Raw genomic sequence first — 15,723 nt, 5'->3', positions numbered from 1 at the left:
TGCATGAGTGAACTGGCCCGCGTCTGTATCCATGTACATAGTCAGTATGTGGAGTCGCAATCCTTGCCCGACGAGGATCGCTACGTGTTTGCCTACACCATCACCATCCGCAATCTAGGGCGCAGCAGCGTACAGCTGCGCAGCCGCTATTGGCTGATCACCAACGGTAACGGTCGCGAGACTGAAGTCCAGGGCGAAGGCGTGGTCGGCGAGCAGCCGCACATCGCGGCCGGCGGCGAGTATCAATACACCAGCGGCGCGATTCTTGAAACGCCGATGGGCACTATGCAGGGTCACTATGTGATGATCGATGAAGCGGGCGAAGAGTTCCACGTCGAAATTCCCGTGTTCCGACTTGCGGTGCAAACCCACATTCATTAATCCTCCTCCGCCCGGCCCGTCCGGGCGGCGCGTTTTAACCGGACTGACAATGAGTACATACCTGATTGGCGATATCCATGGCTGTTATGACGAGCTTCGTGCGCTGCTGGCGCAGGTCGATTTCGATCCGCAGCAGGACACATTGTGGCTCACCGGCGATCTGGTAGCGCGCGGGCCCGGCTCGCTCAATGTGTTGCGCTATGTGAAATCGCTGGGTGATTGCGTGCGCCTGGTGCTGGGCAATCACGATCTGCACCTGCTGGCGGTGTTTGCCGGTATCAGCCGTAATAAGCCGAAAGATCGCCTGACGCCGCTGCTGGAAGCCGATGATGCCGATGAACTGATCAACTGGTTGCGTCGTCAGCCGCTGCTGCAGGTAGATGAAGAGAAGAAGCTATTAATGGCGCATGCCGGGATTACACCGCAGTGGGATCTGGAAACGGCACAGTTATGCGCGCGCGAAGTAGAAGCGGTGCTTTCCAGCGACAGCTATCCGCTGTTTCTCGACGCCATGTACGGCGACATGCCAAACAACTGGACGCCGGAGCTTAGCGGGCTGGCGCGCCTGCGATTTAGCACCAATGCGCTAACGCGCATGCGCTTCTGCTTTCCAAATGGTCAGCTGGATATGATTTGCAAGGAATCCCCGGAATCTGCACCACCGCCGCTGAAGCCGTGGTTTATGGTGCCGAGCAAGATCGACAGCGACTACACGCAGATTTTCGGTCATTGGGCATCACTGGAAGGGAAAGGTACACCTGAACACGTAATTGGTCTGGATACCGGTTGCTGCTGGGGCGGAACACTGACGCTGTTGCATTGGGAAACCAAACAATATTACGTGCAAGCCTCGAATCGTGAACAGGCGATGGCGGAAAGCGCCGCCAGCGCACATCCACCGTTAAGCGATACGCCGTAATTAAAAAACCCCGCTTTAGCGGGGTTTTTTATTGGTCACCTGAAGGCCAACCCTACTTACGGCGATCCAGAATCTCAAAGCAGTAGCTGTGCGAGTTCTGCTCGTCGGCATCGTGGAATTCGCTAAAGGTTGATTGCCACTCATCCGGCTCATAATCCGGGAATTGCGTATCCCCTTCCACTTCCGCGTCGATATGCGTCAGATACAGACGATCTGCGCGCGCCAGCATCTGCTCGTAAACGCGTCCACCGCCAATCACCATCATCTCTTCTACATCGCCCGCAGCTTTCACCGCCTCTTCCAGCGAGGTCACCCAGGTTACGCCATCATGGTTGCCAGGCTGGCTGCTGACCACAATATTAAGACGTCCAGGCAGCGGACGGCCAATGGATTCAAAGGTCAGGCGGCCCATAATCACCGGCTTATTCAGGGTATTACGTTTGAACCACGCCAAATCTGCTGGCAGATTCCATGGCATGGCGTTTTCCATACCAATAATGCGATCCGTTGCCAGTGCCGCGATCAGACTAATCATGTTAAAAGACCTACTGGAAAAAATTGGCGCCATCATACGTAAAGGCGAAACTTTCGTCGATAGGCCGACCCCGCTATTTGCGTAAAGCTCCGATGCCACCGCACTTTTGTTCTTGGACAGAGTTTTACACCGACTTTCCCAGCAATAGCGGGGAGAGGCGCCAGAAATTGCTGGCGAGGCGGCACAACTCAGCACGAATCCGTGGACACTCGGTATGGCAGTGTAAAGAAAAACGCACTCTGTGCACCAAAAGAAAACGGCTCCCGCAGGAGCCGTTAAGACGATTTAGAAATCGTAGCGCAGACGCACCAGGTTGACGTTACCCAGTGATTTGTCGGTGCTTGAGGTGATGACATATTCGTAATCAATACGGAAGCCGTAGTCGAGCTGTGCGCTCACGCCAACCCCATTATCGATACGTTTGTAATCACGTCCGTTGACGAACTCCAGACGGTCACCCATGAAGTAAGGCTGAATTGATTTCACCGCATACTGACCGATTGGGAATTTGTAACCGGCAAAATATTCAATACCCCACGCGTCATCCGCGAAGTAGTTGTTTACCGTATTACGTTTGGTTGGAGAGAAGTTTTCATACCAACCCGCACCTGCTGACAGCGTCCAGTTATCCGGCGTCCAGCTCAATGCGGTACCGTAGATATTCTGGTCGTAGCGCTTGCTGTCACCATTGCCTGGATTACGGATATCTGCGCGGGTGTAGTTCCACGCGGTTCCCCATGCCAGATCTTTGGTGATGTGATAGTTCACACCCAGCGAGCCGCCGCCTTTACGCTTGTAGCGTAGGCCGTTACCCGGCAGGAACTCATTATCTTCAAACAGATAAGACGCATATACATCTGCATCGCCGAAGGTGTTTTTGTACTTCAACATTTTGCGCGAGCGATATGAACCATCGTAATCGCCATTGATACCGTTGCCTGGGCCCTGGGCCAACATGTCATAGTCCCAGATATCGGTTTTCGCGCCCACTACATCGTAGTAAACGCTGTTCTGCTGACCAAAGTAGAGCTCACCCAAAGTGGCACTTTTGAAGCCCGTGTAAAGTTGGCGACGGGTGGTATTGTTGGCGCCATCAGCATGATGATTGTCCCAACCCCACCAAGCCGGGAAGTTAACACCCAGCTCGTAGTAACCGACCCAGCTTACGTCATCAAACAGGTAGTAATTCGCAGTGAAGCGGAAACGTGAACCGCCATCATAGCCATTACGCTTATAGGATTGGTCATTCACACCATTTTGGTGTTGGAACTGTGGACGAATACTGCCGCCCACTTTGAAGTCGAGACGGCTGAGCGGATCGCCCGCCTGGGGATCCTGCTTGAGTAAAGTAATTTCCGCCTGGCTGGCGAGTGGCGCCGCTGCGAGTAACGCAGCAATAGCGCTGAGAGTGAAAGCACGCATTTGCATTTTTTATATCCCAGTTAAGGTGAGCGCTCTATTGGTGAGCGAGCGAAATAGTACGGTGCGCTTACTGGGTTCTTATTTATAATTTTGTGCGGATATTCCGAGGTGTAACGTTTTCCGCATCAACTGATAAAAGTTATGTCAAATCTAAAGAATTTTAACGTATAAGCATTTCCATATTGCAGCAAAATGACAAAATAAAAACGGCTCCCGAAGGAGCCGCTTATTTTAGCTAACGAACTGATTAGCCTTTAATTTGCGCATGCATTTCCTGCACGGAAATCACCTGCTCGGTGGGATCCGCATTCAGCGCCATCGCAGTAGCAAAACCGCCGTTCAGCGTAGTGTCGTAATGCACTTTATATTGCAGTGCGCTGCGACGAATCAGTTTAGAGTCTTCAATCGCCTGACGCCCTGCAGTGGTGTTCACGATGTAAGCATATTCGCCGTTCTTCAGACGATCCTGAATGTGCGGACGACCTTCATGCACCTTGTTCACCAGACGTGGATTAATGCCAGCTTCGCCCAGTACCACTGCGGTGCCGTGCGTGGCATCCAGCTCGAAACCAAACTTCTGCAGCTTCGCCGCCAGGTCGACGATACGTTTCTTATCGCCTTCACGTACTGACAACAGTGCACGGCCGGTTTTCTTCATATTGCTCTGCGCGCCCAGCATCGCTTTCGCAAAGGCTTCTGCGAAGGTTCGACCAACACCCATCACTTCACCGGTAGAGCGCATTTCAGGGCCGAGAATCGGGTCAACGCCTGGGAACTTGTTGAACGGCAGCACCACTTCTTTTACCGAGTAATACGGAGGAATCACTTCTTTGGTGACGCCCTGCTCCGCCAGCGTTTTGCCGGCCATTACGCGCGCCGCTACTTTCGCCAGCGCCACGCCGGTGGCTTTCGACACAAACGGTACGGTACGTGCGGCACGCGGGTTAACCTCAATCAGGTAAACCTCGTTGTCCTTCACCGCAAACTGCACGTTCATCAAGCCGCGTACGTTCAGCTCAAAGGCCAGTTTCTCTACCTGCTGACGCATCACGTTCTGAATTTCAGTGCTCAGCGTGTAGGCTGGCAGTGAACATGCGGAGTCACCGGAGTGCACGCCTGCCTGCTCGATGTGCTCCATAATGCCGCCAATCAGCACACGCTCGCCGTCGCAAATCGCATCAACATCCACTTCAACCGCGTCGTCGAGGAAACGATCCAGCAACACCGGCGCATCGTTAGAGACCGAAACCGCGGTCTGGAAGTAGCGCTTCAGGTCGATTTCATCGTAAACGATTTCCATCGCGCGGCCGCCCAGCACATAAGAAGGACGTACCACCAGCGGATAGCCGATACCGGCCGCTTTTTCTACCGCCTGCTCCAGCGTGGCAACGGTGGCGTTCGCCGGTTGCTTCAGATTCAGGCGATCAACCGCCTGCTGGAAACGTTCACGGTCTTCTGCACGGTCAATGGCATCCGGGCTGGTACCAATCACCGGCACGCCGGCCGCTTCCAGCGCGCGCGCCAGTTTCAGCGGAGTCTGGCCACCGTACTGCACGATGACGCCTTTTGGTTGCTCAATGCGCACGATTTCCAGCACATCTTCCAACGTGACCGGCTCGAAGTAGAGGCGATCTGAGGTGTCATAATCGGTCGATACGGTTTCCGGGTTACAGTTAACCATGATGGTTTCGTAACCGTCTTCACGCAGTGCCAGCGCCGCATGCACGCAGCAGTAATCAAACTCGATGCCCTGGCCGATACGGTTTGGACCACCGCCCAGAATCATAATTTTTTCACGATCCTGATTTGGATTGGCTTCGCACTCCTCCTCGTAGGTTGAGTACATATACGCGGTATCGGTGGCAAATTCAGCGGCGCAGGTATCGACGCGTTTGTAGACCGGATGCAGATTAAACTGCTGACGCAGCTTGCGAATTTCGCCTTCTGAAACGCTGGCCAGCGTGGCCAGACGCACATCGGCAAAGCCTTTACGTTTCAGGGCCCGCAGGAATTCAGCATTCAGCGAGTTCACGCCTTCGCGCTCAACCTGCTCTTCCAGACGCACCAGCTCTTCAATCTGTACCAGGAACCAGCGGTCGATGTTGGTGAGATTGAACACGCCATCCACCGACATGCCGGCACGGAAGGCATCGGCGATGTACCAGATACGGTCAGAACCGGCATCTTTCAGTTCACGGCGAATGCGCGTCAGTGCTTCGGCATCGTCCAGGCTGACTTTCGGGTCAAAACCGTTGGCGCCCACTTCCAGGCCGCGCAGCGCTTTCTGCATCGATTCCTGGAAAGTACGGCCAATCGCCATCACTTCACCCACTGATTTCATCTGCGTCGTCAGGCGATCGTTGGCGCCAGCAAACTTCTCGAAGTTGAAACGAGGAATTTTGGTCACAACGTAGTCGATAGAGGGTTCGAACGACGCAGGCGTTAAGCCGCCGGTGATGTCGTTCATCAGCTCATCGAGGGTGAAGCCCACCGCCAGCTTCGCTGCCACTTTAGCAATCGGGAAGCCGGTGGCTTTCGATGCCAGCGCCGACGAACGGGACACGCGCGGGTTCATTTCAATAACGATCATACGGCCATCTTTCGGGTTCACCGAGAACTGGACGTTAGAACCGCCGGTTTCTACACCGATCTCACGCAGTACCGCCAGCGAGGCGTTACGCATGATTTGATACTCTTTGTCGGTCAGGGTTTGCGCTGGCGCCACGGTGATCGAGTCACCGGTGTGGATGCCCATCGCATCGAAGTTTTCGATTGAGCAGACGATGATGCAGTTGTCGTTTTTATCACGCACCACTTCCATCTCGTACTCTTTCCAGCCAATCAGCGACTCGTCAATCAGCAGCTCATTGGTTGGCGACAGATCCAGACCGCGCTCGCAAATCTCTTCGAACTCTTCGCGGTTATAGGCGATACCGCCGCCGGTGCCGCCCATGGTAAAGGAAGGACGGATGATGCACGGGAAGCCAACGTCTTCGGCCACCGCCAGCGCTTCTTCCATGTTGTGCGCAATACCGGAACGCGCTGTGCCCAAACCAATGCTTTTCATCGCTACGTCGAAACGGCGGCGATCTTCGGCTTTGTCAATCGCATCGGCGGTGGCACCAATCATGGTGACGCCGAATTCAGCCAGCACGCCTTGACGCTCCAGCTCCAGCGCACAGTTCAGCGCAGTCTGGCCGCCCATGGTCGGCAGCACCGCATCCGGGCGCTCTTTTTCGATAATTTTGCGTACCACTTCCCAGTGAATCGGCTCGATGTAGGTGGCATCGGCCATTTCCGGGTCGGTCATGATTGTGGCCGGGTTCGAGTTCACCAGAATGACGCGGTAACCCTCTTCGCGCAGCGCTTTACACGCCTGCGCACCGGAGTAGTCAAATTCACATGCCTGGCCGATTACGATCGGGCCAGCGCCAAGGATCAGGATGGATTTTATGTCTGTACGTTTTGGCATCGTGGGCTCCTGATTACTTCGCGTTAGAACGGTAAGCTTCGATCAGTTCGATAAAGTGATCGAACAGTGGCGCCGCGTCGTGCGGGCCTGGGCTCGCTTCCGGATGTCCCTGGAAGCTGAAGGCCGGTTTGTCGGTGCGATGAATGCCCTGCACGGTTTTGTCGAACAGCGACACATGCGTCACGCACAGATTCGCTGGCAACTGGCTGTCATCAACCGCAAAACCGTGATTCTGCGCGGTAATCATCACGGTATTGTTATCGAGATCTTTCACCGGGTGGTTGCCGCCGTGGTGGCCGAGTTTCATCTTGATGGTTTTGGCACCGCTCGCCAGCGCTAATAACTGATGGCCGAGGCAGATGCCGAACACTGGAATGTCCGTGTTCAGGAACGCCTGAATCGCGTTAATGGCATAGTCGCACGGCTCAGGATCGCCAGGGCCGTTCGACAGGAAAATACCGTCTGGATTAAGTGCCAGCACCTCGTCTGCCGGGGTTTGTGCCGGTACTACCGTCAGGCGGCAGCCGCGATCCACCAGCATGCGCAGGATATTGCGCTTAGCGCCGTAATCATAGGCCACCACGTGGAACGGCAGCGCTTCCGCGCTTTTCTGCTCCGGCAGGTCGCCTTCCAGCGTCCAACTGCCCTGCTGCCATGCGTAGGTCTCTGCGGTGGTGACTTCTTTCGCCAGATCCATCCCTTTCAAGCCCGGGAACGCCTGCGCTTTCTGTAGCGCCAGTGCGGCATCCGGATTATCGCCCGCAATAATGCAGCCACTCTGAGCACCTTTCTCACGCAGCAAACGGGTCAGTTTGCGCGTGTCGATATCGGCGATACCGACGATGTTATTGCGCTGTAGGTAAGCTGACAGACTCTCTTCACTGCGGAAGTTGCTGGTAATCAGCGGCAGATCGCGAATAACGAGGCCTTGAGCATGGATTTGGCTGGATTCTTCATCGGCGGCGTTAACGCCAACATTGCCGATATGGGGATAAGTGAGGGTAACGATTTGGCGAGAATAGGAAGGATCAGTGAGGATTTCTTGATAACCGGTCATTGAAGTGTTGAAAACAACTTCTCCCACTGCCGACCCCGTTGCCCCGATGGCCCGACCGTGGAATTGGGTTCCGTCTTCCAGAACCAAGAGCGCTGACTTAATCAAAACATCCTCCAGGGAATAAACAGTCACAATATTTGCATATTAATTCAAAAGCAGTGCCAGAATCAATGCAAAACCCGCCTGAGTACTCGAATTTTGGCAAATTGCGCGCATTCTAATGATCGACCCGCAGCTTGTCTACACCATGTGGCTATTTTTTTGTATATTTCGGGCAACTGAATGTTAAAAACGGGGAAAGGCGACAAAAGAGCGTGATAACTCGGAAAAATAATCGGTTGCCTGACGGCAATAATCACAAAATGGTGCTAGCACGCATAAATTTTTGACCAAATGGTCAAAAATGGACTTAAGCAGGCTGATAAACACTCAAAAACCACGATAAATAAAGACTTCATAATCAATATACAACAAGATGGTTATTTATAGATAAAATAAAGGGCAATGAAAACATTGCCCTCGTCAATCAAGGCCTTACCGATTGAAATAACCACATCACGATGGTTCACAACACTCACAACATCGATAAATCCAGCACGTCACGCATGTCATAAAGGCCAGATTTGTTGTTCTTAAGCCAGCTTGCAGCCTTAACCGCGCCATTTGCGAAGGTCATGCGGCTGGAAGCCTTGTGGGTAATCTCTACTCGCTCGCCGATATCCGCAAACATCGCAGTATGTTCGCCCACGATATCACCGGCGCGCACCGTAGCGAAACCGATGGTTTGTGCTTTACGCTCACCGGTATGGCCTTCACGGGCATACACCGCATGCTCGTCCAGCTTCCAGTTCATGGCATCGGCAATGGCTTCGCCCATTGCCAGCGCGGTACCTGATGGTGCATCAACTTTATGACGGTGATGCGCTTCTACAATTTCAATATCCGCGTAGTCACCCATCACTTTCGCTGCCTGCTGCAGCAGGTTTAGCACCAGATTGACGCCAACGCTGAAGTTGGCGGCAAACACGATACCAATCTCTTGCGCAGCCGCGCGAATCGCTGCTTTACCCGCCTCATCAAAACCGGTGGTACCGATCACCATCGCCTTTTTGTGCTGGCGGCAAAACGCCAGATACTCCAGCGTGCCTTCCGGGCGGGTGAAGTCGATTAAGACATCGAAATCATTGCTCACCTGATGCAGATCGTCGGTGACGATCACGCCGGTTTTGCCGACGCCCGCCAACTCCCCCGCATCAACACCCAACAGCGAGGAACCGCTGCGCGCCAATGCGGCACCAAGCACGACACCTTCCGCCTGCTGAACGGCCTGAATCAAATTACGTCCCATGCGACCCGGCGCACCAACGATAGCAATGCGGATTTCACTCATAATTATTCATTCCTGATACAAATCTATGCATATAAAGCGTAAACAGGTTAACGGTCAGATAACCGTCACGCCACAATAATAAAGGGATAATAAGAATTTTATGCCAGCCGCGAAACATTATCAGTAAAAGCAATCCCGCATGCTGGAAGTGGGATTTTAGGTGGCGACAGACAAAGAAAAGGCCGAACAATGTCGGCCTGATTTTTACTGTGGCGCGAAGCGCTTACTGCACGTTGCGTACGTCGACGCGCAGCTCTTTCGGTACTTCAAACACGATGTTCTCTTCGCGACCAATCAGCTCAATGGCTGCTTCTCCGCCGAGCTCACGCAAACGCTGGATTACCTGCTGCACCAGAATATCCGGCGCTGATGCTCCCGCGGTGACGCCGATGATCTGCTTATCTTTGACCCACTCTTCCTGGATGTCATCCGCTGAATCAATCAGCTTCGCCAGCTTGCCAGCACGCTGCGCCAGTTCCGCCAGGCGATTAGAGTTAGAGGAGTTTTTCGACCCCACCACCAGCACCACTTCAGCATCACGCGCCAACACGCGTACCGCTTCCTGACGGTTAGTGGTGGCATAGCAGATGTCATCTTTACGTGGACCGATAATTGCCGGGAAGCGCTGACGCAAAGCATCAATCACGTCCGAGGTATCATCGACGGAGAGCGTAGTCTGCGTCATAAAGCACAGATTGCGCTCATCTTTCACGTTCAGCTTAAACACATCTTCCGGTGATTCCACCAGATACATGCCACCGTTCGGATTACTGTATTGGCCCATGGTGCCTTCCACTTCGGGATGGCCCGCGTGACCAATGAGGATCGCTTCGACACCTTTGCGGCTGGCGCGCGCGACTTCCATATGCACTTTGGTCACCAGCGGACAGGTGGCATCGAACAACATGGTGAGATTACGTGCTTTGGCTTCGGCGCGAACCGCTTGTGAGACACCGTGCGCCGAGAAGATCAAAATCGCGTTGTCTGGTACTTCGGCGATCTCTTCAATGAAGATGGCGCCGCGCTCGCGCAGGCTGCTCACCACGTAGCGGTTATGCACCACTTCGTGACGCACATAGATGGGCGCGCCATACATCTCCAGCGCGCGCTCAACGATGCTGATGGCGCGATCGACGCCTGCGCAGAAACCGCGCGGGTTAGCTAACAGGATTTGCATCGTTGCCCTCCAGCACCGGATCAATCTCCAGCACTTCAATGTCGAACTGAATGCGTTGACCCGCTAGCGGATGGTTGAAATCCACGGTGATCGAGTCGCCGGAAACTTCACGAATCACACCCGGCATTTCGCTGCCGCCTCGACCGCTAAACAGCATGATGGCACCCACTTCCGGCTCGCCCGCATCGTTAAAGTCACGGCGCGAGAAGTACTGAACCAGATCCGGACTGGTGCCACCAAACGCATCTTCCGGTTCCAGCGTAAACGCGTGCTTATCGCCCACTTTACGCCCGATCAGCTGCTGTTCCAGCGCGCCCGACAGGCTACCATCGCCCAGACGGAACAGCGCAGGTTTGCCGTTGGCGCGCGTGGATTCAGCTGTCGAACCATCTTCCAGCTTCAGCGTGAAATGCACCAGCAACGCGCTATCGCGCTGAACTAAGTCTGTCATCTTTTATTCCTTAGCCGGTTTGCCGTTCGGGCTGAGAAAACCTTCCAGCACCACCAGCGCCGCGCCGATGCAGATGGCACAGTCAGCGATGTTAAAGGTCGCGAAGTGCCAGTCTCCGACATAGAAGTCGATAAAATCGACCACAAAGCCGTGATATGAACGGTCAAACAGGTTACCTAACGCCCCGCCAATAATCAGCGCGTAGGCAATATTGGTTAATTTGTTCGTGGCCGCATTGCGATACATCATCACCAGCAGCGCCACCACGATAGCAACGGCGATACCGGCAAAGAACCAGCGCTGCCAGCCGCCTTTGTCGGCCAGGAAACTGAACGCCGCGCCATAGTTGTGCGCGTAGAACAGGTTCAGGAACGGCATCAGCGGCTGCGTTTCATGCAGCATCATGTTGTTGATGATCCACATCTTGCTGCCAAAATCGATGGCGATCACCACCAGCACCAGCCACAGCCAGCGCAAACCAGTCGAAGAGAGCGCTTTACTCATCAGGCAAATTTCCGCTGTTCGCCATTGCCGGCGACGTTGGTGTAGCAACGACCACACACCGCAGCATGCTCCGGATTCTGGCCAACGTCAGTAGTGTAATGCCAGCAGCGCGGACATTTCTCACCTTCTGCTTTGTGCAGCGCAATTTTCAGACCTTTTAACAGCTCGCTCTGCTGCGCTTCATCGCTGGCCGTGGCGTAATCCGCAACGGTCGCACCTGAGGTTAGTAGCACAAAACGCAGCTCATCGCCCAGCGCCTGCAGCTTGGCTGCCAGCTCGGCATCTGCGTAAAGCGTGACCGTGGCTTCCAGCGCACCACCGATGCGTTTATCACTCCGCGCTTGCTCAATGACCTTGTTCACTTCGCCGCGAACTTTCAGCAGGTCATCCCAATAAGCGTCGTTCAGCGCTTCGTTCTCCGCCAGACCAAACAGACCCTGGTACCACTCTTCGGTGAACACGTATTTCGCACGCTCGCCCGGCAGATAGCCCCAGATTTCGTCAGCGGTGAAGGACATGATTGGCGCCATCCAGCGCACCAGCGCTTCAACGATGTGCCACAGTGCGGTTTGGCAGCTGCGACGCGCCAGGCTGTCACCTTTCGCGGTGTACTGACGATCTTTGATCACATCAAGATAGAACGAGCCCATTTCGATGGAGCAGAAGTGCATCAGGCGCTGCACCACTTCATGGAAATCATAGTTCTCGTAGGACTGCACGATATCCTGCTGCGCTGCCAGCGCGCGGCCGACCGCCCAGCGATCCACCACCACCATCTCTTCCGGCTTAACGCAATCGGTCGCCGGGTTAAAGCCAGCAAGGTTAGCCAGCAGGAAACGCGCGGTGTTACGGATACGACGATAGCTGTCTGCGGCACGTTTGAGGATTTCGTCGGATACCGCCATCTCACCGGAGTAATCGGTTGAGGCGACCCACAGACGCAGAATGTCCGCGCCCAGCTTATCCATCACGTCCTGCGGTGCCACGGTGTTGCCGATAGATTTCGACATTTTGCGACCCTGACCATCGACGGTGAAGCCGTGCGTCAGTACCTGACGATAAGGCGCTTTGCCTTTCATCGCCGTAGAGATCATCAGAGAAGACATGAACCAGCCGCGATGCTGATCCGAACCTTCCAGATACATGTCTGGCGTGTGACCACCAAACTCTGCACGCGCATCAACGACCGCGTAGCTGGTTGATCCGGAGTCGAACCAGACGTCTAAGGTGTCTGGCACTTTAACGTATTGGTCAGCGTCGTCGCCCATCAGGTCGCGCGGGTCGAGATCCCACCACGCCTGGATGCCGTCCTGCTCAACCCGTTTGGCGACTTTTTCCATCAGCTCCAGCGTATCTGGATGCAACTGCTCGCTCTCTTTATGCACGAACAGCGCCATCGGCACGCCCCACGTACGCTGACGTGAGATACACCAGTCTGGACGGTTAGCGACCATCGCTTCGATACGCGCCTGGCCCCAATCCGGGATCCACTGCACGCCTTTGATCTCTTTCAGCGACTGCGCACGCAGACCTTTCTGATCCATGCTGATGAACCATTGCGGCGTGGCACGGAAGATGATCGGCGTTTTGTGACGCCAGCAGTGTGGATAGCTATGCAGCAGTTTTTCAACATGCAGCAGCGCACCTTTCTCTTTCAGCAGCTCAACGATCATGTCGTTAGCTTTAAAGACGTTTACACCATCCAGCGTTGGATAAGTGCCTGGCAGATAGGCGCCGTCCGGACCAACCGGATTGGCGGTTTCCAGACCATATTTCTGACCGATGACATAGTCATCCGGGCCGTGGCCTGGCGCAGTGTGTACCGCACCGGTACCCGCTTCCAGCGTAACGTGCTCACCCAGAACCACTTTAGATTGGATCTGCTCAAGGAACGGATGCTGGAACAGCTGCAACTCCAGCGCAGCGCCGTTGCATTCGCCCAGCACTGTCCAGTCGCTAATGCCAGCGCGCTTCATCACGCTCTCAACCATCTCTTTAGCGAGGATCAGGCTGCGACCTTCAATCTGCAGCAGCTGGTATTCAAATTCCGGATGCAGTGAGATCCCGCGGTTGGCCGGCATGGTCCACGGCGTGGTGGTCCAGATAACCAGAGAAACTGGGCCTTCTGAAGCGGTGACGCCAAACTTCGCGCGTACTGCGTCAGCATCAACGGCATTGAACATCACGTCGATGGAGGGTGAGGTTTTGTCGTAGTACTCGACTTCCGCTTCGGCCAGCGCTGAGCGGCAATCCATACACCAGTGCACCGGCTTAGCGCCTTTGTGCAGATGGCCGTTGCCGACGATTTTACCCAGTGCGCGGATGATGTTGGCTTCTGTCTGGAAATTCATCGTCAGGTAAGGACGATCCCAGTCGCCTAATACGCCGAGACGGATGAAGTCATTTTTCTGACCTTCAACCTGTTCAGCCGCATATTGACGGCAAGCTGCACGAAATTCAGCAGCGCTCACCTTCTCGCCCGGCTTGCCAATCATCTGCTCAACTTTGTGTTCAATCGGCAAGCCGTGGCAGTCCCAGCCTGGAACGTACGGCGAGTCATAGCCCGCCATGCCTTTCGACTTAACGATAATGTCTTTCAGAATCTTGTTAACTGAGTGACCGATATGAATGCTGCCGTTCGCATAGGGAGGGCCATCATGCAAAATAAAGGTTTTTTTCCCTTTTTTGGCTTCGCGGATGATGCCGTACAGGTTGTCATCATACCAACGTTGCAGCATTCCCGGTTCGCGCTTGGCCAGATCGCCACGCATCGGGAACCCCGTTTCCGGCAAATTCAGGGTAGATTTATAGTCACTCATCAGATTCTCGATTCCGTATTTCGGTCATTAAACCGGTGTTTTTAGCCCAAAGAATTGGCGGGCCGTCACCACATCTTTCGCAATTTGTTCTTTCAACGCGTCCAGCGAAGCGAAACGCTGTTCATCGCGAATCTTCTGTTTCAATACCACGTCAATGTGGCGTCCATAGAGATTCATATTTGTGTCGAGCAGGTGAACTTCAAGCTGCTGACGTAAACCTTTTACCGTAGGACGCGTACCAATGTTGGCCACGCCCGGCAGCGGCTGCTCACCAAGGCCCAAAACTTCAACCGCAAACACGCCTTTAACCGGCGTAACGGTACGACGTAAAGGGAGGTTAGCAGTAGGAAAACCGATGGTGCGCCCAAGTGCATCACCGTGCACGACGCGACCTGAGATGCTGAACGGATGGCCCAGCAGCGCTTCGGCTTGCGCGAAATCATCCTGCGCCAGCGCCTGACGTACCGCCGTGCTGCTGATGCGCTTGCCGCTGTCACAGTAAGTCTGGGTGCTGATGACCTCGAAGCCATACTCCGCACCGGCTTTCTGTAATAGCAGGAAATCCCCCTGGCGACCAGCGCCAAAGCGGAAATCATCGCCCACGGCAAGGAACTTCACGTTCAACTTGTCCACCAGTAATTCAGCAATAAAACTCTGCGCCGAATGCGCGGCGAAGCGGCGATCAAAACGCACGCACAACACCGCATCAACACCGGCTTGCTCAAGGTATTTCAGCTTTTCACGCAAACGTGTAAGGCGCGCCGGGGCTTTATCGCCGGCAAACAGTTCAAGCGGTTGTGGCTCGAACAGCATCACCACCACCGGCAGATTGCGTTGACGTCCTTCGGCAATCAGCTCCGCCATCAAAGCCTGGTGGCCGCGATGTACGCCGTCAAAATTGCCTATGGTCAGGACGCAGCCGCGATGCTGCTCTTTCAGATTATAAATGCCGCGGATAAACTTCATGGCTGACTCAAACCGGTGGAAATCGGCGGATTATACCCTTGAATGGCGTTTAGGTTAACCCGTATACGTGCCTTTCCTGCTTCTGGAGCGGCTTATTCCACGCGTGGCCAGTTGCTTAGCGAGGATCTGAAGATTTTTGCTGCGAAATACTGTATTCAACGCCGCGTTGCTGGTAGAATCCTGCGCCATCAATTACGTAATCGAGTGTTGTTTTTAAAACGACGCTTATTTGCACAAATCCATTGACATAAGAAGGCGCAAAAGGCATAGTCCTCGGCCTTTGATTTGTCCATATAGATCACATTTGGGAGTTGGACCTTGGCTAATATCAAATCAGCTAAGAAACGCGCCGTAACATCTGAGAAACGTCGCAAGCATAACGCAAGCAACCGTTCAATGATGCGTACTTTCATCAAGAAAGTATACGCGGCTATCGCAACAGGCGACAAAGCTGCTGCGCAGAACGCATTCAACGAAATGCAACCACTCGTGGACCGTCAGGCTGCTAAAGGTCTGATCCACAAAAACAAAGCTGCACGTCATAAAGCAAACCTGACTGCACAGATCAACAAACTGGCTTAATCGCCCGTCTGTTCATCGCTTTGTAAAAAGAACCGGCGCTTAGCCGGT

At 54.2% G+C, this 15,723-nt stretch carries 13 protein-coding genes; 3 read left to right on the top strand and 10 right to left on the bottom strand.

Annotated elements, in window-relative coordinates; genetic code table 11:
* The first annotated feature begins 3 nt into the window (after positions 1-3).
* Together apaG and apaH are read left to right on the top strand one after the other, a co-directional pair.
* Complete coding sequence (apaG, locus tag WH298_RS13000) at positions 4-381, top strand: Co2+/Mg2+ efflux protein ApaG (protein WP_049851435.1); 378 nt, start codon at positions 4-6, stop codon at positions 379-381.
* Positions 382-430: 49 nt separating this feature from the next.
* On the top strand, positions 431-1,300 hold the full coding sequence (apaH, locus tag WH298_RS12995) for a bis(5'-nucleosyl)-tetraphosphatase (symmetrical) ApaH (RefSeq protein WP_007884973.1): 870 nt from the start codon (positions 431-433) through the stop codon (positions 1,298-1,300).
* Between the two features lie 52 nt (positions 1,301-1,352).
* Here the strand turns inward: apaH and folA are convergent, their stop codons facing one another.
* The 10 genes from folA to ribF all read right to left on the bottom strand — a co-directional run bounded on the left by folA (position 1,353) and on the right by ribF (position 15,093).
* Entirely contained in the window at positions 1,353-1,835 is a 483-nt protein-coding gene (gene folA, locus WH298_RS12990; protein ID WP_049851433.1) for a type 3 dihydrofolate reductase, read from the bottom strand.
* Between the two features lie 285 nt (positions 1,836-2,120).
* Positions 2,121-3,263 carry a porin gene (locus WH298_RS12985; RefSeq protein ID WP_007884966.1) on the bottom strand — a complete coding sequence of 381 codons (1,143 nt, stop codon included), beginning with the start codon at positions 3,261-3,263 and terminating at the stop codon, positions 2,121-2,123.
* A 241-nt stretch (positions 3,264-3,504) separates the two neighbouring features.
* Positions 3,505-6,729, bottom strand: a complete 3,225-nt coding sequence (carB, locus tag WH298_RS12980; RefSeq protein WP_180823038.1) for a carbamoyl-phosphate synthase large subunit — start codon at positions 6,727-6,729, stop codon at positions 3,505-3,507.
* Between the two features lie 13 nt (positions 6,730-6,742).
* Positions 6,743-7,891: a glutamine-hydrolyzing carbamoyl-phosphate synthase small subunit gene (carA, locus tag WH298_RS12975; protein ID WP_180823037.1), complete on the bottom strand. Its 1,149-nt coding sequence runs from the start codon at positions 7,889-7,891 to the stop codon at positions 6,743-6,745.
* A 469-nt stretch (positions 7,892-8,360) separates the two neighbouring features.
* Positions 8,361-9,176 (bottom strand): 4-hydroxy-tetrahydrodipicolinate reductase, encoded by an 816-nt coding sequence (gene dapB / locus WH298_RS12970; RefSeq protein ID WP_007884960.1) that lies wholly within the window; start codon positions 9,174-9,176, stop codon positions 8,361-8,363.
* A gap of 223 nt (positions 9,177-9,399) precedes the next feature.
* A complete protein-coding gene (ispH, locus tag WH298_RS12965) occupies positions 9,400-10,353 on the bottom strand; it encodes a 4-hydroxy-3-methylbut-2-enyl diphosphate reductase (RefSeq protein ID WP_007884958.1) in 954 nt (317 codons plus the stop codon).
* Positions 10,334-10,804, bottom strand: coding sequence for an FKBP-type peptidyl-prolyl cis-trans isomerase (gene fkpB, locus WH298_RS12960; protein WP_007884956.1), 471 nt, complete (start codon positions 10,802-10,804; stop codon positions 10,334-10,336). Before fkpB ends, ispH begins: the two co-directional genes overlap by 20 nt.
* A gap of 3 nt (positions 10,805-10,807) precedes the next feature.
* Positions 10,808-11,308 carry a signal peptidase II gene (gene lspA, locus WH298_RS12955; protein WP_007884955.1) on the bottom strand — a complete coding sequence of 167 codons (501 nt, stop codon included), beginning with the start codon at positions 11,306-11,308 and terminating at the stop codon, positions 10,808-10,810.
* Entirely contained in the window at positions 11,308-14,127 is a 2,820-nt protein-coding gene (ileS, locus tag WH298_RS12950; protein ID WP_180823036.1) for an isoleucine--tRNA ligase, read from the bottom strand. Before ileS ends, lspA begins: the two co-directional genes overlap by 1 nt.
* A gap of 27 nt (positions 14,128-14,154) precedes the next feature.
* Entirely contained in the window at positions 14,155-15,093 is a 939-nt protein-coding gene (ribF, locus tag WH298_RS12945) for a bifunctional riboflavin kinase/FAD synthetase (RefSeq protein ID WP_007884953.1), read from the bottom strand.
* 318 nt (positions 15,094-15,411) lie between these two features.
* On the opposite strand from ribF, the gene rpsT reads away from it, so the two are divergent.
* Entirely contained in the window at positions 15,412-15,675 is a 264-nt protein-coding gene (rpsT, locus tag WH298_RS12940) for a 30S ribosomal protein S20 (RefSeq protein WP_036619798.1), read from the top strand.
* Positions 15,676-15,723 lie beyond the last annotated feature (48 nt).

It is taken from the genome of Pantoea nemavictus (genome assembly GCF_037479095.1).
In the GTDB taxonomy this organism is placed as follows: Bacteria; Pseudomonadota; Gammaproteobacteria; order Enterobacterales; family Enterobacteriaceae; genus Pantoea; species Pantoea nemavictus.
Note: the sequence above shows the minus strand (reverse complement) of the source record. Positions and strands in the feature narration are given on the sequence as shown.